19 protein-coding genes and 2 pseudogenes are annotated in these 22499 nt (G+C 61.1%); 8 read left to right on the top strand and 13 right to left on the bottom strand.

Annotated elements, in window-relative coordinates:
- Window positions 1–14: 14 nt before the first annotated feature.
- Together IE038_RS04545 and IE038_RS04550 are read right to left on the bottom strand one after the other, a co-directional pair.
- Entirely contained in the window at window positions 15–1280 is a 1266-nt protein-coding gene (locus IE038_RS04545; protein ID WP_229775620.1) for an MFS transporter, read from the bottom strand.
- A 99-nt stretch (window positions 1281–1379) separates the two neighbouring features.
- Entirely contained in the window at window positions 1380–2867 is a 1488-nt protein-coding gene (locus IE038_RS04550) for an aldehyde dehydrogenase family protein (RefSeq protein ID WP_163937042.1), read from the bottom strand.
- A 361-nt stretch (window positions 2868–3228) separates the two neighbouring features.
- Between IE038_RS04550 and IE038_RS04555 the strand changes: the two genes are divergently transcribed.
- The 7 genes and pseudogenes from IE038_RS04555 to feaR all read left to right on the top strand — a co-directional run bounded on the left by IE038_RS04555 (window position 3229) and on the right by feaR (window position 9845).
- The gene (locus IE038_RS04555) at window positions 3229–4398 is read left to right on the top strand and encodes a p-hydroxyphenylacetate 3-hydroxylase oxygenase component (RefSeq protein ID WP_163937039.1); all 1170 of its coding nucleotides are present in this window, start codon (window positions 3229–3231) and stop codon (window positions 4396–4398) included.
- A gap of 75 nt (window positions 4399–4473) precedes the next feature.
- Window positions 4474–5412: a p-hydroxyphenylacetate 3-hydroxylase reductase component gene (locus tag IE038_RS04560; RefSeq protein ID WP_189395219.1), complete on the top strand. Its 939-nt coding sequence runs from the start codon at window positions 4474–4476 to the stop codon at window positions 5410–5412.
- Between the two features lie 566 nt (window positions 5413–5978).
- Window positions 5979–6158 (top strand): annotated as a pseudogene (locus tag IE038_RS25185) (PAS domain-containing protein); the annotation flags it as partial.
- An 87-nt stretch (window positions 6159–6245) separates the two neighbouring features.
- Window positions 6246–6488: pseudogene (locus tag IE038_RS25190) on the top strand (methyl-accepting chemotaxis protein); the annotation flags it as partial.
- Between the two features lie 213 nt (window positions 6489–6701).
- Window positions 6702–8201 (top strand): APC family permease, encoded by a 1500-nt coding sequence (locus IE038_RS04570; protein WP_163937033.1) that lies wholly within the window; start codon window positions 6702–6704, stop codon window positions 8199–8201.
- Window positions 8182–8766 carry a DUF3156 family protein gene (locus IE038_RS04575; protein ID WP_189395275.1) on the top strand — a complete coding sequence of 195 codons (585 nt, stop codon included), beginning with the start codon at window positions 8182–8184 and terminating at the stop codon, window positions 8764–8766. The genes IE038_RS04570 and IE038_RS04575 overlap by 20 nt, the downstream gene beginning before the upstream one ends.
- Window positions 8767–8879: 113 nt before the next feature.
- Window positions 8880–9845 carry a transcriptional regulator FeaR gene (feaR, locus tag IE038_RS04580; protein WP_163937029.1) on the top strand — a complete coding sequence of 322 codons (966 nt, stop codon included), beginning with the start codon at window positions 8880–8882 and terminating at the stop codon, window positions 9843–9845.
- Window positions 9846–10348: 503 nt separating this feature from the next.
- Here the strand turns inward: feaR and IE038_RS04585 are convergent.
- Window positions 10349–10714: a cupin domain-containing protein gene (locus IE038_RS04585; protein WP_163937026.1), complete on the bottom strand. Its 366-nt coding sequence runs from the start codon at window positions 10712–10714 to the stop codon at window positions 10349–10351.
- Between the two features lie 31 nt (window positions 10715–10745).
- The gene (locus tag IE038_RS04590; protein WP_163937023.1) at window positions 10746–12044 is read right to left on the bottom strand and encodes an NAD(P)/FAD-dependent oxidoreductase; all 1299 of its coding nucleotides are present in this window, start codon (window positions 12042–12044) and stop codon (window positions 10746–10748) included.
- A 336-nt stretch (window positions 12045–12380) separates the two neighbouring features.
- Here IE038_RS04590 and tyrS point away from each other — a divergent pair, with 336 nt between their 5' ends.
- Window positions 12381–13616: a tyrosine--tRNA ligase gene (gene tyrS, locus IE038_RS04595; protein ID WP_163937019.1), complete on the top strand. Its 1236-nt coding sequence runs from the start codon at window positions 12381–12383 to the stop codon at window positions 13614–13616.
- An 83-nt stretch (window positions 13617–13699) separates the two neighbouring features.
- Here the strand turns inward: tyrS and IE038_RS04600 are convergent, their stop codons facing one another.
- The 9 genes from IE038_RS04600 to IE038_RS04640 all read right to left on the bottom strand — a co-directional run bounded on the left by IE038_RS04600 (window position 13700) and on the right by IE038_RS04640 (window position 22482).
- A complete protein-coding gene (locus tag IE038_RS04600) occupies window positions 13700–15154 on the bottom strand; it encodes an NAD-dependent succinate-semialdehyde dehydrogenase (RefSeq protein WP_163937016.1) in 1455 nt (484 codons plus the stop codon).
- 15 nt (window positions 15155–15169) lie between these two features.
- The gene (hpaI, locus tag IE038_RS04605) at window positions 15170–15973 is read right to left on the bottom strand and encodes a 4-hydroxy-2-oxoheptanedioate aldolase (protein WP_163937013.1); all 804 of its coding nucleotides are present in this window, start codon (window positions 15971–15973) and stop codon (window positions 15170–15172) included.
- Window positions 15974–15983: 10 nt separating this feature from the next.
- Window positions 15984–16787: a 2-oxo-hept-4-ene-1,7-dioate hydratase gene (gene hpaH / locus IE038_RS04610; protein WP_065757829.1), complete on the bottom strand. Its 804-nt coding sequence runs from the start codon at window positions 16785–16787 to the stop codon at window positions 15984–15986.
- 13 nt (window positions 16788–16800) lie between these two features.
- On the bottom strand, window positions 16801–18105 hold the full coding sequence (locus tag IE038_RS04615; RefSeq protein WP_189395221.1) for an MFS transporter: 1305 nt from the start codon (window positions 18103–18105) through the stop codon (window positions 16801–16803).
- Window positions 18106–18152: 47 nt separating this feature from the next.
- The gene (locus IE038_RS04620; RefSeq protein ID WP_163937010.1) at window positions 18153–18545 is read right to left on the bottom strand and encodes a 5-carboxymethyl-2-hydroxymuconate Delta-isomerase; all 393 of its coding nucleotides are present in this window, start codon (window positions 18543–18545) and stop codon (window positions 18153–18155) included.
- A 55-nt stretch (window positions 18546–18600) separates the two neighbouring features.
- Window positions 18601–19458 carry a 3,4-dihydroxyphenylacetate 2,3-dioxygenase gene (gene hpaD, locus IE038_RS04625; protein WP_163937007.1) on the bottom strand — a complete coding sequence of 286 codons (858 nt, stop codon included), beginning with the start codon at window positions 19456–19458 and terminating at the stop codon, window positions 18601–18603.
- A gap of 119 nt (window positions 19459–19577) precedes the next feature.
- Window positions 19578–21038, bottom strand: coding sequence for a 5-carboxymethyl-2-hydroxymuconate semialdehyde dehydrogenase (hpaE, locus tag IE038_RS04630; RefSeq protein ID WP_065757833.1), 1461 nt, complete (start codon window positions 21036–21038; stop codon window positions 19578–19580).
- Window positions 21039–21043: 5 nt separating this feature from the next.
- On the bottom strand, window positions 21044–21811 hold the full coding sequence (locus tag IE038_RS04635; RefSeq protein ID WP_163937005.1) for a fumarylacetoacetate hydrolase family protein: 768 nt from the start codon (window positions 21809–21811) through the stop codon (window positions 21044–21046).
- Window positions 21812–21822: 11 nt separating this feature from the next.
- Entirely contained in the window at window positions 21823–22482 is a 660-nt protein-coding gene (locus IE038_RS04640) for a fumarylacetoacetate hydrolase family protein (protein WP_189395222.1), read from the bottom strand.
- Between the last annotated feature and the right edge of the window lie 17 nt (window positions 22483–22499).

A 22499-nucleotide genomic window follows, 5' to 3' on the forward strand; every position in this document is an offset into this window, starting at 1 on the left:
GGCCTGATGTGCGTTCAATGCGTTTCGCTGCCCTGGGCCCGGGTCGCTTGTCGAGCGGTTCTGCGTTGCGCCAGCAGTTGCCAGGCGCAGTAGAGCAGGAGCAAGGCGCCGGCGACCTGCATGGCCCATGGGCCGCCAAAGCGCGCCGCAAGCAGGCCGGCGAGCAGGCCGCCGATGGCGTCAAAGCCAAAGCGGGTCGAGGTGTAGAGCGATACCACCCGGCCACGCAGCACTTCAGGCGCCTGGCTCTGCAGCAGGATGTTGGTGCCGACGTTGTTGATCGTCACTCCGAAGCCCAGCACCGCCATTGCCGCCAACGACAGTGCCAACTGGGTGCTGGCCGCAAACACCAGCAAGGCGACAGCGCTGGCACCGGCCGTAGTGATGATCAAACGCTGCAGCTGTTCGGCGGATCGGTGGCCGGCGAGCAACAGGGTCGAAAGCAGCGAACCAAACCCGGCCGCGCCCCAGAGCCAGCCCAGCGTCCTGGCATCACCGGCGAAGATATCCCGGGCGAACACCGGCAGCAGTACCGCGTAGCTGGAGGCGGTGATGTTGACGATCAGTACACCGAGGATCAGGCCGCGTACCGAGGGCGTTTGCAAGGCGTAGGTCAGGCCTTCGCGGAAGACGCTACCCATGCTGCCATTAGCCCGCACACCGACGCTCATTCGCACCGCCAGCAGGCCGATGATCAGTGCGCCGTAGGACAGCGCGTTCAGGGCGAAGCACACCGCCTCGCCGGTCATGCCGAGCAGCAGTCCGGCCAGCGGCGGGCCGACGAAGCGTGAGCAGGTAAACAGTGAGGCGTTCAAGGCCAGGGCATTTGGCAAGTCGTCGACATCATCGACGAAACGGCTGAGCAGCGATTGGCGTAGCGGGGTGTCCACGGCATTCAGCACGCCCAGGACGAACGACATGAGCACGATCAGGTTGGCGCCAATGTGACCGCTGTAGGTCAGCAGTGCCAGTAACAGAGCCTGCAGGCCCAGCAGGCTCTGGGTGAGCACCAGCAACCGGCGTTTGTCGTGGCGATCGATCCAGGCCCCGGCAATCGGCCCGACAAACAGTTGGGGCAACAGGCTGGCACAGGTTGTGATACCCAGCAGCGCAGCGGAATCAGTCAACCGGTAGACCAGCCAGGACAACGCCACCATCTGTACCCAAGTGCCCAGCGTGGAAATCGCGTGGCCGATGAAATACAGGCGAAAGTTACGGTGGCGCAGCGCCCGGATCGAGGAGGGCCAGCGAGACGACGTGGTAGGTTGGGGGTGATTCACGACACAGAACCCGTCAGCGGCGAATAATGTTCACATCTTAACTTAATGTTTCGTCCTGTCGTGCGCCTGTGCCAACAGATTGTGCGTCTCGCACGGGGTTCAGTAGCGAATCATCACCGATTTCAGTTCAGTGAAGTCGTCGATGAAGGCCCCACCGAATTCACGGCCGATCCCCGAGCACTTGGTGCCGCCAAAGGGGACGGCGGGGTCGAGCAGGGTGTGCATGTTGACCCACACCGTACCGGCCTCGATCTCCGGCACCAGGCGGAGCGCTTTGGACAGGTCGTTGGTCCACAGGCTGGCGCTCAGGCCGTAGGCGGTGTTGTTCATCAGCGCCAGCAGTTCGTCTTCGGTGTCGTAAGGGTAAAACGTCGCGACGGGGCCGAAGGTTTCCTCATTGAGCAGGGTGTCATTGACCGAATTGGCCAGAATGATCGTTGGCTCTACGTAGCAGCCTGGGCCTTCGCTGATCTGGCCGCCATGAATGATGGTGCTGTTTTCGGCGCGGGCGGTGGCGAAGAACCGGGCCAGCTTCTGCTGGTGTTGCTTGTTCGCGACCGGGCCAAACTGGGTGCTCTCGTCCAGCGGCGAGCCGACTTTCAGGTGTGCCAGGCGCTTGGACAGCGCGTCCATCATCGGCTCGATCTGCGAGCGGTGGGCGAAGAAGCGTTCTGCCGCAGCGCAAATCTGCCCTGAATGCAGGAAACCGGCCTCGATCATGCCATCGACGGCTTTGTCTAGATGGACGTCAGGCAGGAAACCGACCGAGTTCTTGCCGCCCAGTTCCAGGGTGGCACGGGTCAGTTTGGCGCCCATCGCGCCCTGGCCTACGGCAATGCCGGTGGGGACCGAGCCGGTGAAGGAGACCTTGTCGGTGCCTGGGTGTTCGATCAGCGCCTTGCCGACACTGCCGCTGCCGGTCAGCACGTTGAGCGCGCCGGCAGGCAGGCCCGCTTCAGTGGCCAGTTCGGCGATGCGCAGGATGGTCAGTGGGGTGAACTCGCTCGGCTTGATGATGATGCTGCAACCGGTGGTCAAGGCCGAGGCCAGTTTCCAGATGGCGATCATGGTGGAGAAGTTCCACGGCACAATACCGACCACTACGCCAATCGGCTCGCGCAGGGTGAAGGCGCTGTAGCGCTCGCCAGCAAAGGAGGGCAGTGACGGGGTGATTGTTTCACCGGTGATCTTGGTTGCCCAGCCGGCGTAGTAACGCAGAAAGTGGGCCGCCTGGTCGACTTCGAAGGCCCGTGAAATCTGGATGATCTTGCCCGACTGGCAGGTTTCGATCTGTGCCAGTTCCTCGCGATGGCGCTCCAGCAGGTCGGCGAGCTTGAACAGTACGCTGGCGCGTGCCGCCGGGCTGGTGCGTGACCAGACCTTGAAGCCACGATTGGCCGAATCGACGGCACGCTCGACATCGGCCTGGGTCGCATCGCTGACCTGCGCAATGGCCTCGCCAGTGGCCGGGTTCAGCACCGTGAGTGTGTTCTGTGAGCTGCTGGCGACATAGCCGCCATCGATGTACAGGCTATGGTCGCGCTCAAGGAAGGCGTTGACCGAGGGAAGCAGTGCGATATCGCTCATGCTGGGCAGACTCCAGGCAAGGAAGCAGGCGGCGGTTTGCCGCGCTGAAATAGACGTATGGCACGAGCTTACCGGGCGCTGGCCGGGCGATCTTGACTCTGCCTGTCAACGGCATGTCTGTGCCTGCCATCGGTCAGCCAACGCCAAGCTCCCAGGGAGAGAGGCGGGCATGGGGTGCGAACTATGAAAAGTACAATCTTCCATCTGGAACGTGCATTTTCCAGCGCAAGATGGCCTCGCATACTGGCCCGGCATTCGTAAGTGAGCCGCGCCTGGTCTAGTGCGTCCAGCGTTCAATGCCGCAGCCGAAAGGGCTTCGGCAGCGGCAGGTCACTTGGGTCCAATAATAATGAGCCAGACCATGAAAAAGCCAAACTCCTTGCTGGAAGATCTCAAATCCATTCTGCCAACCATCGCTGCTAACGCGGACGAGGCCGAGAAGGCGCGTACCGTGCCTGCCGAAAACATTGCGCTGCTCAAAGGCACCGGCCTGCACCGCGCATTTCTGCCCAAGAAGTTCGGTGGCCTGGAAATTTCCCTGCCTGAATTTGCCGAGTGCATCGCACTGGTGGCTGGCTCCTGTGCCAGCACCGCCTGGGCCATGAGCCTGCTGTGCACCCACAGCCATCAGTTGGCGATGTTCCCGGCCAAGCTGCAGGAGGAAATCTGGGGCAGCAACCCTGATGCCACCGCCAGCAGCAGTATTGCCCCGTTCGGGCGTACCGAAGAGGTTGAAGGCGGTGTCACCTTCAGCGGTGAAATGGGGTGGAGCAGTGGTTGCGATCACGCCGAGTGGGCGATTGTCGGCTTTCGCCGTAAAAACGCCGAGGGCACTCAGGACTACTGCTTTGCCGTGCTGCCGCGCAGTGACTACCAGATCCGTGACGACTGGTACGCTGTCGGCATGCGCGCCAGTGGCAGCCGCACCTTGATCATCGACAACGCCTTCGTGCCTGAGCACCGGATCCAGAAGGCCAAGGACATGATGGAAGGCAAGTCCGCCGGCTTTGGTCTGTACCCGGACAGCAAGATTTTCTACGCGCCTTACCGTCCGTATTTCGCCAGTGGTTTCTCCACGGTGAGCCTGGGCATTGCCGAACGCATGCTTGAGGTGTTCCGTGAGAAAACCCGCAATCGCGTGCGTGCCTATACCGGTGCTGCCGTGGGGGCCGCCACCCCGGCGCTGATGCGTCTTGCCGAGTCCACTCACCAGGTCGCCGCCGCCCGCGCCTTGCTGGAAAAAAGCTGGCAGGACATCGCCGAGCACAGCGAGCGCCACGAATACCCAAGCCGCGGCACCCTGGCGTTCTGGCGGACCAATCAGGGCTATGCTGTGAAGATGTGCATTCAAGCCGTTGATCGCTTGATGGAAGCGTCTGGCGGCGGCGCGTGGTTCGAGAGCAATGAAAGTCAGCGCCTGTTCCGTGACGCGCACCTGACCGGTGCTCACGCCTACACCGACTACGATGTCTGCGCGCAGATCCTCGGCCGTGAACTGATGGGCCTTGAGCCTGATCCTTCGATGGTCTGATTCAGCGGTTCTTCTCGTCACGCGTATCGAATAACAACAAACGAGGCTGTCGTCGCGACAGCCCGGGAGCCTTGCATGTCCACCCTTACTGAAACCACCTTCGACGCACGGGCCTTCCGCCGGGCGCTGGGCAACTTTGCCACGGGCGTCACCGTGGTGACGGCTGCCGATGCCAGCGGCCGCAAAGTTGGCGTGACCGCCAACAGCTTCAACTCGGTTTCCCTGGACCCGCCACTCATTCTGTGGAGCATCGACAAGCGCTCCAGTAGCCTTGAGGTGTTCGAGGAAGCCAGCCACTTTGCGGTCAACATTCTGGCGGCTGACCAGATCGACGTCTCCAACAACTTTGCCCGGCCCAAGGATGATCGCTTCGCCGGGATCCTGTACGAGGCGGGAGAAGGTGGCGCGCCGTTGCTCGCCGATTGCTCGGCGCGTTTCAGTTGCGAGAAATACCAGCAACTGGATGGCGGTGACCATTGGATTCTGGTCGGCAAGGTCGTGGCGTTCGATGATTGCGGGCGTTCGCCACTGCTGTATCACCAAGGTGCCTACTCCATGGTGTTGCCGCACACGCGCATGACCAAGCGTGAGGAAGGGCAGCCGCCGAGCAGCAACTTCCAGGGCCGTCTGAGCCATAACCTGTACTACCTGATGACTCAGGCCTTGCGTGCCTACCAGACCAGCTATCAGCCTCGGCAACTCTCCACCGGCTTGCGCACCAGCGAGGCGCGCATGCTGATGGTATTGGAGAACGATGCGGGCCTGGGCCTTGGCGACCTGCTGCGTGAAGTGGCGATGCCCGAGCGCGAGATCGTCGAGGCTGTTGCCAACCTCAAGCGCAAAGGGCTGGTGTCCGATGACAATGAGCGGGTGGTGTTGACCGGTAAAGGCATCGAAGAAACCGAAGCCCTGTGGGCGATTGCCCGTGAACAGCAGGACAAGGTGTTCGGTCAGTTCAGCGAAGAGCAGATCGAAACCTTCAAGACGGTGCTCAAGGCGGTGATCAAGAGCTGATGCCCTGGCAGGGGCGAGCAATTACCTTGGCAAGGCGGCACAAGACGGCAATTTGCAAATAGGTTCAACTCACACTCCCCCCGACTGGATAGCCAAACGGTGCGCTGATGTTTTTCAAACGCAATCATTGGGTAGGTGAGTTGACCGAGGTCTTGCAGCACATAAATGCCGGCCAGCCCGGTGCGGCGTATCAGGCGCCGCTGCTGGCCAGCCATCCGCAGTTGCGGGCGCCGCTGGAAGCCCTCATCGTTGAGCGCCAGCACGTCGACCAGCAGTTGGCGCAGGCGCAAGCCATGGCGGCAGAGCTGGCAACCCGGCTCGATCATGACCAACGCGATCTTCAGAGCGCACAGGCGCAGCAGGCGCTTCTTCAACAGCGTTGCGAGGCGCTGCAGGTCGCGTTACTGGATCAGCAGCACGAGACCCAGGCGCTTGTTCAACAGGCGCAGATCTGGGAGTTGTTGCAGTCGACCCTCACCGAAGGCACCTGGGACATCTCGGTTGCCCATGGCGATGTACGCCATCCCTCCAGTTCAATGCGAATTTCGAACCCGTTCCGCGCGCTGATGGGCTACCTGCCACAGGAGCTGCCCGATGGTTGGGATGCGCAGGTCAGCATCACGCACCCGGATGACCTGGCAGACATCATGGCGGTTTTCGACCGGGAGATTCTCAAGCCCGGCGGTAGCGGCGAGTATGTGTTTGAGTACCGGATGCAGCACAAGACCCGTGGTTTTATCTGGTGCCGCGAGCGTGGTCGTGCGGTACGTAATGAACAGGGCGTGCTGACCCGTGTGTTGGGCGCGGTGCGAGACATCAGTGATGAGCGCAGTGTGCAGGCCAGTCACGAACAGATGCTGAGCCAGAATCAGGCGACCTACGGGCAGATCGCGACTGTCGTCGGGGTCATCAAGAGCATCGCTGAGCAGACCAACCTACTGGCCTTGAATGCCGCGATCGAGGCGGCACGTGCCGGTGAGGTGGGGCGCGGCTTCTCGGTGGTCGCCGATGAAGTGAAGAAGCTTGCCGAAAGCACGCGTCAGGCCACCCAGCAGATCCAGGCCATGTTGCACCGGCAGTAAAGGCGACGAGGTCGTTTGCAGGCATGCGCTCGGCCTCTACATGTGGCAGGCTGCAACAAAGACGACGGCAGCCACGGGCAAGACGATGACTGGAGGCGGAGCGCACAGTGGACGTACACGGTGACAACCAGTACCTGCAAGGGGCGTTGCAGGTTGAAGGGTTTGTCGCCATCTATGTCACACACTGAAGTCAGGGGCATTATCCAGATGTCAATCAATAAAAAGCTCACCGAGCATCTGAATCGCGGCACCGTCGGATTTCCCACGGCACTGGCCAGTACGGTTGGTCTGATCATGGCCAGCCCGGTCATCCTGACCGCGACCATGGGCTTCGGGATTGGTGGCAGTGCCTTCGCTGTGGCCATGGTGATTGCCGCCGTCATGATGCTGGCCCAGTCGACGACGTTCGCCGAAGCGGCCTCGATCCTGCCGACCACTGGCTCGGTCTACGACTACATCAACTGCGGCATGGGACGCTTTTTCGCTATTACCGGTACGCTTTCGGCCTACCTGATCGTCCATGTGTTCGCCGGTACCGCCGAGACCATCCTTTCAGGGGTGATGGCCCTGGTGAATTTTGAACACCTCAATACCCTGGCCGAGTCCGCCGGCGGCTCCTGGTTGCTGGGGGTGGCGTTCGTCATCGTGTTCGGCATTCTCAATGCCTTTGGCGTCAGTGCTTTCGGTCGTGCGGAGATCATCTTGACGTTCGGCATGTGGACCACCCTGATGGTGTTTGGCGTGCTTGGCCTGATTTCCGCGCCGGCGGTAGAGCTGGACGGCCTGTTCGGTGAGTCGTTGGTGGGCACCGACCTGATCACTATCCTGTCGCTGGTCGGCATGGCGATGTTCATGTTTGTCGGTTGCGAGTTCGTCACGCCGTTGGCCCCGGACCTGCGCAAGTCCGCCTCGGTGATGCCCAAGGCCATGGCCCTGGGGCTACTGGGTGTAGCCTCGTGCATGTTCATCTATGGTGCAGCGATGAAGCGTCAGGTCGAGAACATCGTGCTTGATCCAGCCACCGGGCTGCACCTGCTGGATACACCAATGGCAATTCCGAAGTTTGCTGCTCAGGTGATGGGTGACATGGGTCCGCTGTGGCTGGGTATCGGCTTTCTGTTCGCCGGCGCTGCAACCATCAACACCTTGATGGCCGGTGTGCCGCGGATTCTCTATGGCATGGCGGTGGACGGTGCATTGCCCAAGGTATTCACCTACCTGCATCCGCGCTTCAAGACACCGTTGCTGTGCATCCTTGTCGCGGTACTGATTCCTTGCCTGCACGCCTGGTACCTGGGCGGTAATGCAGACAACATCCTGCACCTGGTGCTGGCTGCGGTCTGCGCCTGGAGCACGGCCTACCTGCTGGTGACCCTGTCGGTCGTCATGCTGCGCATTCGCCGGCCTGACCTGCCACGCGCTTATCGCTCACCGTTCTTCCCGTTGCCACAGATCCTCTCCAGTGTCGGTATCTTGCTGGGGATGTGGTTCATTACCCCGCCGGGCATGAACCCCGCTGACATCTACGTTCCATTCGGCATCATGCTGGCGGCCACCGCAGCCTATGCGCTGTTCTGGACCCTGTGTGTGCAGAAGGTCAATCCGTTTACCCCGGCACGGGTCGAAGACGTCCTGGCGGTGGAATTCGCCAACGAGCCTGGCATTCACGTTAGCGGTCATGTTCATCATGCTAGCAAAGCTGTTTGACCTGTTCAGCGCCCAGCGTGCCCCGGCCGGTTACCGGCCAGGGGTCACCCTGGAGTTGCTGCGACGTAACCTGGGGATGGACAGCTTTCACCTGCTGGAGGCGGGCCATGCCGAGTTCGATCTGGGCGCGGCCGGGCTGCGGGTGCAGGTCAGCGAGCGTACTCAAGCGCAGTTGCTGATGCATGTGGTCATGACCGAGTTCCGCCTCCAGGTGCCTGCCTCTGAACAGGGCGAGGTCCGCTTTGATCTGCACCATACTGGCTCGCTCAAGCGTACGGGTATTCGCTGCCGCTACCGCAGTGGCGACAAGGCACTGTTCGAGGTCGTGTCGAAGCGGCTGCTGGGCGACGCCAGGCTCAATGCTGCGCTGATGCCACTGGATTTCAAGCATTTGAGCATCGAATGCGGGCACAACGGCTGGACAGTTACCCTGGAGCACATGGGCGGCAGTGAAGTGGTCAACCGTATGCCTGCCTTTCGTCGCTATATAAAACTCAGCGGTGAACAAAAAGCGCTGCTTGAAAACACGTTGATGGCTCTGCAGCGCGTATTGCTGGCTGGTTAGTCAAAGGGTGGCATGAATACTGCTCCACGTTACGTGATGGATTATGGTTGTGCGCTCATTGATAACATGTTAACAATTGAGTCATAAAAATAAGTTCGCGTGTGGAGGTATTCATGAGCATCCCCCAGCTTGATTGCAACAGACTGGAGCGTTGGACCGCAGCCATGCAACGTGTTTGCGGTCGTTTCGAGACTGAGTTGGCCTTTAACCGGTCGCTGTTCATCGGTGAAATATCGACCAGCCTGCGTGCTGGTCTGCAGTTGTCCAACCTGCGAACCAATGCGGGCAACATCAAGCGCTTTGGTGACAACCCTGACCGTGACGATGACCAGCATTGCTTCCTGGTCAGCCAGCGTACCGGTTATTCGCAGATCACTCAGGGGGGCGTCAAAATCCAGCTTGCGCCGGGTGAGATGCTGTTGATGGACTCCGTCGGTCCCTGTGAAATCACCCCGTTCGGTTTGATCGAACACACTTCGTTGTCATTATCGCGGGCCGAGGTGCGCAAGCACTTGAAAGGCCAGGGTGAGACCTTTGGCAAGATTTCGTCCAGCAACGCCTGTGGTCGCATGCTGCACCTGTTGATGGATGAATTGTGCAAGGACACCGATGAGCAGTCCTCTGCCGATGCGCAAGGTGATGCACTGCAGAGCGCATTCATTTCCTTGCTCAGCCCAGGCTTCGAGCGCGCCGATGCCAGCAGCAGCGCCGCGCTGACCGTCAATGGCGTCAACCTGCGCAGCTACGTGCAGAAGGTGATTGATGAGTCACTGACCCAGCCAGGCTTGAGCCCGGCGAGCCTGGCCAGTCGCCTGAATATATCGGTACGCCACCTGTACCGTCTGTTTGAGGAGGAGGGCGACAGCGTTTGCCGCTACATTCAGCGTGCCCGCCTCAAGCGCAGCGCCGACGACCTTTCCAACCCGTTCCTGAAGACCGAATCGATTACCGCCATTGCTTACAAATGGGGCTTTACCGACTCGGCGCACTTCAGTCGCTCGTTCAAGAAACAGTTCGAACAATCGCCGAAAGATTTCCGTGCCCACGTACTCAACGCCGCCACGGCTGGCGCGGCGTAGCCGATAACCTGATCACTCGATAACCCGTTTTGCCCAGGACGTCCGTATGTCGTCGGCAAGCTCGGTGCTCACTACCTACCTTTCGGTCGGTAGTGTTATCGAGGTGAGCCGGTGGGGCAGTCATTGCGCGGTGCCTGCATCGTTGGCAAGCCAACTCCCACAGACCATGCTTCAGTCTGTGAAAGCCAGTACAGTGCATGGGGTGGCAGGCGTTTGCGAGTGCCCTGCTTGTCAGTACGCGGAATGTCAGGCGCCGCAGGACGTCCCTTCAGTAGGCTGAGTGGAGTCATCGCGTAGTGGGGGGCTAGGCAGGGATATGTTCACGAGGTGAGTGCCAATAGCCACAAACATGCGTCGCCCCTGATGACGGCAGGCATATCCGTTCGCGATGTCGGGCCTGATAGCCCGTTCCGCCATTACGGTGTGTCACTTTCCTTTAAGTGAACAACACCCCCGCTGAAAAGCGGGGGTTTGTGGGTGAAGGGAAAACGGTGAAGTGGGGATCAGACGACCGCGAAGTAGTGTTTCACAAAACTCTCGCTGACGATTTCCCAGAGCACCGGGGTGCCCTTGGTCACGAACCAGCTGTCGCCAGCTTTGTAACGTGTGCTCTGGCCGGTGGACTCATCGGTGAGTACCACTTCGCCAGTCACGACTACGGCCTGTTCGTTGAATGGGTAAACCATGCGGAACTTGCCTTGGGTGGTGCCGAAGTAAGCGCTGCTGACCGGATCGGTCGGTGCACCGAAGGTCATTTTGCCGAAGGCTTTCACTTCGCCTTCGAGGATCTCGGAACCCAGGTCGGCAACGGTGCCCCAGGCGTCGAGTTCGGACAGCGCGATGTTGTTTTGTACGGTTGTAAGGGTCATGGCAATGCTCCAGTGAGTGAACAGTAGGGTTTCAACGACGGCCGTTGAAGTAGCCGGACAACTGATGCAGGCTCTTGCCGGCGGTCAGCAGCAGGGGACGAATGTGGTCTTTGCCGAGGATCTGGGCGTGTTTGACCGAGCTGATGAGGTCGTAACGGGTTGAGCCTTCGCTCATGCCTTCGGCGAGGATTTTGCAAATGATGTGGCTCGGGGTGACGCCGAAGCCGGAATAGCCCTGTACATAGAACGCATTCGGGCGGCCGCTGAGCGTGCCGATCTGCGGGAACAGGTTGGCGCCGGTCGCCATTGGGCCGCCCCAGGCCAGGTCGATCTGCACGTCCTTCAGGTACGGGAAGATCTTCAGCATCAGGTTGCGGTTCCAGGCCTTCAGGTCCTTGGGGATGTGTTCGATGAAGGGTGTGGCCGCACCGAACAGCAGGCGGTTTTCGTTGGTGACCCGGTAGTAATCGATGACCGGGCGAATATCGCTGTAGGCGCCGCGGATCGGGCTGATACGCCGGATCAGCTCGTCGGACAGCGGCTCGGTCATCAGTTGGAACGCGTAGGTGTTGATGGTGCGCGCGTGCAGTTCTGGCTCCAGCTTGTTGAGGAAGCTGTCGCAGGCCCACAGCAGCTTGCGCGCTTTCACCGAGCCACGCCCGGTACGCACGGTGATTTGCTCGCCGTAGCTCACTTCCAGGGCCGGGCTATGCTCGAAAATCCGTGCGCCCAGGCCGGCCAGCGCCTTGGCTTCGCCGAGCAGCAGGTTCAGCGAGTGCACATGGCCGCCGCCCATGTGCAGCAGGGCGCTGCTGTAGGCGTCCGAGCCGATGATCTGCTTGACTTCGGAGCCGCCCAGGAAGCGAATCTCGTCTTTGCTGTTGATCGATTTGAAGTCTTTTTCCCAGGCCCGCAGGGTTTTTTCCTGGCGCGCGTTGAAGCCCATGTAGCCGTAGCCGTGGCAGAAATCCGCATCAATCGCGTACTTGGCGATACGGTCCTTGATGATGCCGGCGCCCAATTCGCTGATCTCGAAGATTTCCCGCAGGCCTTGCTCGCCGACACTGCTCTTGATCTTCTCCAGGTCGTGCCCGATACCGGCCATGATCTGTCCGCCATTGCGGCCTGTACCGCCAAAGCCCAGGTAGCGCGCTTCCAGCACCACGACGTTGGTGATGCCTTTTTCGGCCAGTTCCAGCGCAGTGTTGATGCCGGAAAAACCGCCGCCAATCACGACGACGTCCGCTTCAATGTCACTTTCCAGCGTCGGGAAGCTGAGGTTGTATTTCTTGGTAGCCGAGTAGTACGTAGGCGTTTCGATAGTGATCATGGCGCAGCCTGAACGGTTGAATTGGCACGACGGCAGGGCTTTTCACAAGCGCTGTCCCCTGTGGCCTATTAAGTTCCTAACGAGCGGTAGGTGTCTTGACTCTGCGTGCCGACAGCTTTGACCCGGCCTGCCAGCGCAGGGGTTTTGCGCCGGGCAGCTTGACGGCAGCCCCGGCATTTCGGAAGATCGGTTCATGAATACATTAATGACTTGTCGCAGCGACTATTACGGCTACCCGCTCATCCCATGAGGCGGTAGTTGCTGCGTGCACCCGATCCGCCTGAGGCGAATCGGATAGCGCTCCCTTCTCCTCGGGCTTTACCCCTGGAGACAGCAATGAACGACACCCAAGACCGTTTGATCGACCACCTGCAGGCGCGGGGCTTTATTCACCAGAGCACCGACCTGGAAGCCTTGCGCACGCACCTGGCGACAGGCTCAAGAACGATCTACCTCGGCTTTGACGCCACCGCCGACAGCCTGCACGTTGGCCACCTGCAAGGCCTGATGCTGATGCGCTGGTTACAGAAGGCTGGCCACCGGCCGATCCTGTTGATCGGAGGCGCCACGACCCGTATCGGCGACCCGAGCTTTCGTGACGAGAGCCGGCCGATCCTCAGCGAAGCGCAGATTCAGGCCAATATCGCCGGCATTACCCGCACGTTTGGCCGTTACCTGAACCTGGGTGAAGGTGCTGGCTTGGTCGTCGATAACGCCCAATGGCTCGATGGCATTGGCTACCTGCAGTTTCTGGATCAGGTGGGGCGCTACTTCTCCATCAACCGTTTGCTGACCTTCGACGCGGTTCGCCAGCGCCTGGACCGCGAGCATTCATTGTCGTTTCTTGAGTTCGGCTACACCCTGTTGCAGGCCCACGACTTTACCGAGCTGGCGCGCCAGTACGATTGCACCGTGCAACTGGGCGGTGCTGACCAGTGGGCCAATATCATCAATGGCGTGGAGTTGGGGCGCCGTCGCGACAATCGCCAGCTGTTTGGCCTGACCATGCCGCTGTTGACCAGCAGTGATGGCAAGAAAATGGGCAAATCGGTCAGTGGCGCTGTGTGGTTGGACGGCAGCCGCCTGGCACCGTTCGACTTCTGGCAGTTCTGGCGCAACTGTGATGACCGCGATGTCGGGCGCTTCCTGGCGCTGTTCACCGAGCTGTCGCTGGAAGAGATTCAGGCGCTCACGGCGCAGGGCGGTGCCGCGTTGAATCAGGCGAAGTGCGTACTGGCCGACCACGCCACGGCGTTGGCCCATGGCGAGGCGGCGGCGAAGCAGGCCCATGCGGCGGCGATTGCCGTGTTTGCCCATGGCGAGGCGGCAGAGCTGACCACGCTGACTATTCCTCGTGCCCAGGTGCAGGCGGGTATCACCCTGGCCGAGCTACTGGTCGAGACAGGCTTGCAAGCATCACGCTCGGCGGCACGTCGTCTGGCCGAGGGGCGTGGGCTGCGGCTGGATGGGGCGCTGGTTGAGTCGGCTGAACTGGAAATGGACCGGCAGGCCAGCCAGTGGCGGGTGAGCCTGGGCAAGAAGCGTCATTTCGACATCAAGGTGGTGGGCTGAATCGAGCGGATGTTTAGGTGAAACACGGCCTGCTGAGCCGATGCGTCGACTCGGCAGACCGCATTTTTTAACGCACCTGACCGTTACTTGATACCCAGGCACATGTACTTCTGCTCGATGTAGTCATCAATGCCGTACTTGGAGCCTTCGCGGCCCAGGCCGGACTGCTTGATGCCGCCGAAGGGGGCAACCTCGGTAGAGATCAGCCCTTCGTTGACGCCGACCATGCCATATTCCAGTGCCTCGCTGACGCGCCAGGCACGGCCGAGGTCGCGGGTGTAGAGGTAGGAGGCCAGGCCGAACTCGGTGTCGTTGGCCATGGCGATGGCTTCTGCCTCAGTGTCGAAGCGGAAGATCGGTGCCAGCGGCCCGAAGGTCTCGTCACGGGCCACCAGCATCTGCGGGGTTACATCGCCCAGGACCGTCGGCTCGAAGAAGTTGCCGCCCAATGCATGGGGTTTGCCGCCAGCGAGCAGCGTTGCACCTTTGCCCAGCGCATCGTTGATGTGTTCTTCGACCTTGGTCACTGCCTTGGCGTTGATCAATGGGCCTTGCTGGACACCGTCGGTATCGGCACTGCCAACCTTGAGCGCCTTGACGGCGGTGGCGAGGCGTTCGCTGAAAGCCTCGTAGATGCTGTGCTGGACCAGGATACGGTTGGTGCAGACGCAGGTTTGCCCGGTGTTGCGGAATTTGGAGCCGATCACGCCCTCGACAGCCGCATCCAGGTCGGCATCTTCAAAGACGATAAAGGGGGCATTGCCGCCCAGTTCCAGGCTGACTTTCTTGATGGTTTCGGCGCATTGCGCCATCAGCAGCTTGCCGATGCCGGTCGAACCGGTGAACGAGAGCTTCTGTACCCTCGGGTTACCGGTCAGCTCCGCACCGATCTCGCGCGAGCGGGTGCCAGGGACAATGTTCAGCACGCCCGCAGGAATGCCGGCGCGCTCACCCAGCTCGGCCAGCGCCAGTGCCGACAACGGGGTCTCCGAGGCCGGTTTGACGATAACGGTGCAACCTGCCGCCAAGGCCGGACCGACCTTGCGGGTGATCATGGCATTGGGGAAGTTCCACGGGGTAATCGCAGCGACCACGCCAATCGGCTGTTTGATAACCAGCAGCCGACGGCCGGGTTTGTCGTGAGGAATCACGTCGCCGTAGACACGTTTGGCTTCTTCAGCGAACCACTCGATAAAGCTGGCGCCATAGGCGATCTCGCCACGGCTTTCGGCCAGCGGTTTACCCTGTTCCCAGCTCAGCAGGCGCGCCAGGTCTTCCTGGTTGGCCATGATCAGCTCGAACCATTTACGCAGAATCGCGCTGCGCTCCTTGGCGGTTTTGTCTCGCCAGGCAGGCAGGGCCGCATGAGCCGCGTCGATGGCGCGGGCGGTTTCGGCCTGGCCAAGGGAACTGACGGTGGCAATGATTTCGCCGTTGGCCGGGTTGCTCACGTTGAAGCGGGCATGGTCGTCTGCTTCAAGCCATTGGCCGTTAACGTAGGCGTGCTCGCGTAGCAGTTTCAGGTCGTTGAGTTTCATGGTCATGCTCAGTAGTTAGTAGACGCTGCCGCCAGCGCTGGTGGGCGCTGTACCGCCTTTGAATTTGCCGGCCAGGGTCTGCAGGCCGCGCATCAGCACGGTGGTGTCTACGCCGACGGCGACGAAGGCTGCGCCCAGTTCGATGTAGCGCCGGGCAAGCGCCTCGTCAGCGCTGAGAATGCCGGCTGCTTTGCCTGCCTTCTGAATCCGTACGATGGCGTCTTCGATGGCCGCCTGGACTTCGGGGTGGCCGGGGTTGCCACGATGGCCCAGTGAAGCACTGAGGTCGGCCGGGCCGATGAACACACCGTCGACGCCGTCGACCGCCGCGATGGCGTCCAGGTTGGCCAAGCCTTCACGGTTTTCGATCTGCACCAGCAGGCACATCTGCTGATCGGCGTGATCCAGGTAGCCGGGAATGCTGTTCCAGCGCGAGGCGCGGGCCAGGGCACTGCCGACACCGCGAATCCCCTGCGGCGGGTAGTGGATGGCACGGACCAGTTCGCGTGCCTGCTCGGCGCTTTCGACCATGGGTACCAGCAAGGTCTGGGCACCGATATCCAGCACCTGTTTGATCAAGGCGGTGTCGCCGATCACCGGGCGAATGATGGGTTGGCTCGGGTAGGGCGCGACGGCCTGCAACTGGCTGAGCATGCCGCGCAGGTCGTTCGGCGCGTGTTCACCGTCTATCAGCAACCAGTCGAAACCGGCATTGGCCGCCAGCTCCGCACAATAGGCATCGGCCAGGCCGAGCCACAGGCCGATTTGTGCCTGGCCACTTTTCAGGCGTTGCTTGAAGGTGTTGATGGGCATGTCCATGGGCAGCTCCTCAGACGAAACGGCAAGCGATGGAGCCGAGCATGTCGTAGTCGACATGGAAGGTATCGCCCGGGTTCGCGGCCACCGGACGGGTAAACGAACCGCCGAGAATGATCTGACCGGCTTCCAGGGTGACGTCATATGGCGCCAGTTTGTTTGCCAGCCACGCAACGCCTTTGGCCGGGTGGTTGAGCACGGCAGCAGAAACCCCGGACTCTTCGATCACGCCATTGCGGTAGAGCACGGCGGGAACCTTGCGCAGGTCGATTTCGGTCGGGCGCACAGCACGACCGCCCATGACCACGCCGGCGTTGGCGGCGTTATCGGAGATGGTGTCGAAGACTTTGCGGGTAGCCTTGGTTTGCGGGTCGATCTGTTGAATGCGTGCGTCGATGATTTCCAGCGCTGGGATCACCCATTCGGTGGCGTCGAGCACGTCGAACACACTGACGTTCGGGCCTTTGAGCGGCTTGCCAAGGATGAACGCCAGTTCCACCTCGACCCGTGGGACGATGAAACGGTCGAAAGGAATGTCACTGCCTTCTTCGAACATCATGTCGTCGAGCAGCGCGCCGTAGTCCGGCTCGGTGATGTTCGAGGAGACTTGCATGGCCCGAGAGGTCAGGCCGATCTTGTGCCCGACCAGCTTGCGACCGTCCTTGATCTTCTGCGCTACCCAGGCGCGCTGGATGGCATAGGCGTCTTCGATGGTGATGGCCGGGTGTTCGAGCGAGAACTGGCGGACTTGTTCGCGCGAGCGTTCAGCACGGTCGAGCTGGGCAGCGGCTTGCAGAATCAGGCTGTGGTCAAGCATGGAAAAGGCTCTCTTACTGTGGATTAACGATGGCAGCCCGGGTGCGCAGCACCAGGAAACCGCCCAGAGCGATGAACAACGCCAGTACATACAAGGCCAGGCTGGCGCTGTGCGTGGTGTCGCGCATCCAGCCGATCAGGTAAGGCGCAAGAAACGAGGCGATGCTGCCGAACGAGCTGATCAGGGCGATGCCGGCCGCCTGGGTACTGTTGGAAAGAAATGCGGGTGGCAACTGCCAGAACATCGGCAAGGCGGCGCTGGCACCCATGCCGGCGACCACCAGGCCACTGAGCACCATGACCGGATTGGTGGGGGCCAGGCCGGCGACTGCGATCCCCACTGCCGACATCAGCAGGGGTACGCACAGGTGCCAGCGGCGTTCGCGGTGACGATCCGAAGAGCGTCCACAGGCGATCATGAACAGGCAGCCGAACAGGTAGGGCACCGCACTGAGCAGGCCGACTTTGCCGTCGCTACCAATGCCGGCACCGTGAATCAGGGTGGGCATCCAGAACGCCAGCGTGTTGACCGCCAGCATCACTGCGAAGTACACGGCGACCAGTAACCAGACCTGCGAGTCCTTGAGGATGCCGGAGAACGAGGTGATGGACTTGCGTTGCTCTTCATGGCTGAGCTGTTCGCGCAACTGACGTTTCTGCCCGTCGGACAGCCAGTTCACGGTCTCGAAACTGTCAGGCAGGCACTTGAGGACCACAAGGCCCAGCAGTACCACGGGCGCGCCCTCGATCAGGAACATCCACTGCCAGCCGCGTAACCCGGCAAACTCATGGAAGCGTTCGAGGATACCGCCCGACAGCGGGCCGCCAATCACCCCGGCCATCGGTACGGCAATGGCGAACAGCGCGGTGACCTGTGCGCGGCGACCGGCCGGGTACCACCGGTTGAGGAAGACCAGTATGCCGGGGAAGAAACCTGCTTCGGCCACCCCAAGCAGGAAGCGCAGTACGTAGAATCCGGCCGCGCTGTCGATCCACAGCATGCCGGTGGAAAGCATGCCCCAGACCACCATCAGGGTGGCGATCCAGCGACGCGGGCCAACGCGGTCCAGGGCCATGTTGCTGGGCACTCCGAACAGTGCATAGGCGACAAAGAACAGGCCGGCGCCAAAACCGTAGACGGTATCGCTGAAGTGCAGGTCGGTGCTCATCTGCATTTTGGCGAAGCCGATGTTGATTCGGTCGAGGTGGGCAAACAGGTAGCAAATCAGTAGCAGGGGCATCAGTCGCCAGGTGACGATGCTGTGGGTCCGATCCTGGGTAGCGGCGGTGACGCCTTGAACGCTATGGGCTGTGTTCATGATCTTGTGCTTTTTTATTAGAGAGATCAGGGGTAAAGGCAACGAGGTCAGTTGCCTTGTGACTTGAGGAACGCGTGAACGTTGTTTTCCTTGAAGTTCAGGACTTCGTGCAGCTCGGTCATCTCGAACGACAAGGCCAGCAGACGTTCAGCCTGTAACGGCGCGAAGTGCGCCTTGATGACCTCGAACAGGGCTTCGGCGACGCGCTGGCGCGTCGCCAGGTCCCGGCCATGGCCGACTTTCAGGGTCATGTGCACGAAGGCATAGTCATGCTTGCCGTCGGCCATGCGCCAGGTGTCCAGGCGAACCGCACGGCTGCGGATCCCGCCCAGTGGGAATACACCACTGTCGCCCAGGGTGGCATGGACCTTCTCGAACAGGCCGGGCAGGTCGGCTTGCTGTTCAAGGTTGTCGGTGTACTCGGCAATAAAATGCGGCATGGGAGCTCCTCTGCGCCGGGTAGCCTTGAGCGTGGCGCCCAAGGCTTGCGCTGCGTTAAACCGGGAAGATGGCGTTGATCTGGCCAGTGCCAGAACTGCCGAACGGCTCGGTGAGCACCTCGACAGGCTTGTTGTAGTCGGCACCACCGAGCAGGCCCAGGAGCATCGCGGTGTCATGCATGCCGCCTTCGCCAAAGCAGTGTGCGGCGTAGTCCGGGAGCATGGCGCAGAACTCCTTGAAGCGGCCTTGCTTCCACAGCTCGACCACGCGCATGTCCATCTGCTTGTCGAATTCGCGGGTCCAGTTGTGAATGTTCGCTTCAGCGTTGCGATCGTCCGAGAAACGGTGCGACAACGAGCCGGAGGCCAGGACCAGGACCTTGCGGTCGCTCTTCTCGATGGCGCGGCGTACAGCGGCGCCGAATGTGAAGCTGTCTTCCAGGCGATGCCAGGCACACCAGGCTGCAACCGAGACGACGTTGAATTTCTGTTCGTCCGGAACGTCCATGTGCATGTAGCGCATAGGGACCAGGGTGCCGTATTCCAGCTCCAGGCTCGGGATGTTGTGGGCCAGGGTGCGTACGTCGGAGGCATTCGCCTCGGCAGCGATCAGTTCACCCAGCTCCGGGCAGCCGGGGTACTCAAAGTGCATGTCCTTGATGAAGTGCGGCAGCTCGTTGCTGGTATAGATTCCCTTGAAGTGTTCGCCACAGTTGACGTGGTAGGCACTGTTGACCAGCCAGTGCACGTCGAACACAACGGCGGTATCAGCGCCCAACTCGCGTGCGCGGCGGCCAATCTCCTTGTGACCGGCGATAGCGGCTTCACGGCAGCCATGGTGTTTGCCCGGCAGTTCGGAAAGGTACATCGAGGGTACGTGACAGACTTTGGCTGCCAGGACGACTTCGCCCATGATGGAACTCCTGAAAATTGTTCTTGTTGTGCGTTGTAGGAGCCGGTCTTGCCGACGATGTGCTCACCCTATACAGGGTGTTGCAGCTATCGCCAACCACAGCGGCTCCTGTACGGGTATCAGACGCCCCAGCGTGGAATGTGGTGGCTGCCCATGGAAATGCACACGTTCTTGATCTCGGCGAACACTTCGAAGCTGTACTGACCGCCTTCGCGACCGGTACCGGAGCCCTTCACGCCGCCGAACGGCTGGCGCAGGTCACGCACGTTCTGGCTGTTGATGAAGACCATGCCGGCCTCGATGCCACGCGCCAGGCGGTGGGCCTTGCCGATGTCCTGGGTCCAGATGTAGGAGGCCAGGCCGTATTCGGTGTCGTTGGCCAACTGCAGTGCTTCGGCCTCGTCCTTGAACGGGATCAGGCAGACCACAGGACCGAAGATTTCTTCCTGGGCAATGCGCATCTTGTTGTTCACGTCAGCGAATACAGTCGGCTGGATGAACTGGCCACGGCTCAGGTGCGCTGGCAGGTTGGCCGGACGCTCCAGGCCACCGGCGAGCAGGGTGGCGCCTTCTTCGATACCGATCTTGATGTAGCCGGTGACCTTGTCGTAGTGGGCTTGAGTGATCATCGAGCCTACTTGGGTTTTCGGGTCTTGCGGGTCGCCGACGATCAGGCGCTTGGCGCGGGCAGCAAACTCGGCAACGAATTGCGGGTACACGCTTTCCTGGATGAAGATCCGGCTGCCAGCGGTGCAGCGCTCGCCGTTCAACGAGAAGATGGTGAACAACGCAGCATCCAGTGCGCGCTCGAGGTCGGCATCTTCAAAGATCAGTACCGGCGACTTGCCGCCCAACTCCATGGAGTACTTCTTCAACCCGGCGGTCTGCATGATTTTCTTGCCGGTGGCGGTGCCGCCAGTGAAGGAGATGGCGCGTACATCCGGGTGACGAACCAGTGCATCGCCGGCGGTGGCACCGTAGCCCTGGATCACGTTCAGCACACCGTTGGGGATGCCGGCTTCAACGGCCAGGCGACCCAGTTCGTTGGCGGTCAGTGGCGACAGCTCGCTCATTTTCAGCACCGCGGTGTTGCCCAGTGCCAGGCATGGCGCCGTTTTCCAGGTGGCGGTCATGAACGGTACGTTCCACGGCGACACCAGGCCGCATACACCCACCGGCTGGTACAGGGTGTAGTTGAGCATCTGGTCGTCGACCGGGTAGGTGTGACCGTCCATGCGGGTGCAGACTTCGGCGAAGAAATCGAAGTTGTGCGAGGCGCGCGGGATCAGCACGTTCTTGGTCTGGTGGATCGGCAGACCGGTGTCCAGGGTTTCCAGTTCGGCCAGGTGTGGCACGTTCTGCTCGATCAGCTCACCGAGTTTGCGCATCAACCGCGCACGTTCCTTGGCCGGGGTGTTGGCCCATTTCGGGAACGCTTCCTTGGCAGCGGCAACGGCCTGTGCGACTTCTTCAGCACCACCACTGGCGACTTCACCGATGGCCTCGCCCGTGGCCGGGTTGTAGTTGACGAAGGTGTCTTTGCTTTCGACCTCGCGGCCGTTGATCCAGTGTTTGATCATGGGGTTCAAGCCTTTTTGTTCTTGAAGAAGTCAGCTTCACTGACAATACGGTTGACCAGGCGACCGACGCCCTCGACTTCAACCACCACCTCATCGCCTGGCACGACATCGGCCAGGCCTTCCGGTGTGCCTGTGGCGATCATGTCGCCCGGCTGCAGGGTCATGAAACTCGAGAAGTATTCGATCAGGTAGGGGATGTCGAAAATCATGTCGCGAGTGCTGCCTTCCTGTTTCAACTCGCCGTTGATCCAGGTGCGCAGGGTCAGGTTGCTTGGGTCCGGTACGTCCGCCACATCGACGATCCACGGGCCGACCGGGGTGGTGGCGTCGCGGTTCTTCACCCGCAGGTTGGGGCGGTAGTAGTTCTCGAGGTAGTCGCGGATCGCGTAGTCGTTGCACACGGTGTAGCCGGCCAGATACGCCAGGGCGTCTTCGCGCTTGACGTTGCGTGCCGGCTTGCCGATCACGGCCACCAGTTCGCACTCGTAGTGCATGTAGGCGACGTTGTCCGGGCGCCAGGTGACGCTGTTGTGGCCCGTGTAGGTACCGGGCGACTTGATGAAAGCCAGTGGCTCGGTCGGTGGCGCGAAGGCCAGTTCGGCGGCGTGGTCGGCATAGTTCAGGCCCAGGGCGAACATGCTGCCGTTGGCCGGTGGCAGCCACTCGACCTGGTCTTCGTTGAGACGGCGACCATCGGCCAGGTGCAAGACGTTGTTGTCGTCGACCGTGGCGAGGTGAACCTCGCCTTCAAAGCGGATACGGGCGTGTTTCATGGGGGCTCCTCTTACTCGGCCACGATGTGGTTAACGAGGCGGCCCAGGCCGCTGATTTCAACTTCGACGCGGTCGCCAGGTTGCACATCGACACGGCCTTCCGGGGTGCCGGTGATTAACAGGTCACCTTCATGCAGGGTCATGAACTCGCTGAGTTCGGCAATCAGTTGCGCCACCGAGCGGACACAGTTGGCCGTGCTGTTGGACTGGCGCAACTCGCCGTTGACCCAGAGCTTGATGTCGAGCGCCTGTGGGTTGGCGACCTGGGAGGGCGGAACCAGCTCCGGACCGAACGAGCAGAAACCGTCTCGGCATTTGGCTTTGACGGCAGGGCGGTAGTAGCTGTCTTCCGGCAGGCTGAATTCGTTGACGATGGTGTAGCCGGCCACGTACTCCAGTGCCTGTTCGACGCTGACGCGGCTGGCGTCCTTGCCGATCACGACGCCCAGCGCAGGGCCGGGCTGCAGGTGTTCGATGCCCTGGGGGTATACCACCGCACCATCATGCTGGTTTCGGGTGTTGGGGGTCTTTACGAACAACACCGGCTTGACCGGGGGTTGCTTGTAAGGCGGCTCGTTGAAGGCGGCGAGGTGCTGATTCAGCAGCCCCTGGTAGTTCAGGGCAACGCCGAACAAGGTGCCGGTCGCAACGTCATGCAGGGCACGGCTCATGCTTTTCTCCTGGCAGT

It is taken from the genome of Pseudomonas laurentiana, assembly GCF_014648275.1.
GTDB classification, from domain to species: Bacteria; Pseudomonadota; Gammaproteobacteria; order Pseudomonadales; family Pseudomonadaceae; genus Aquipseudomonas; species Aquipseudomonas laurentiana.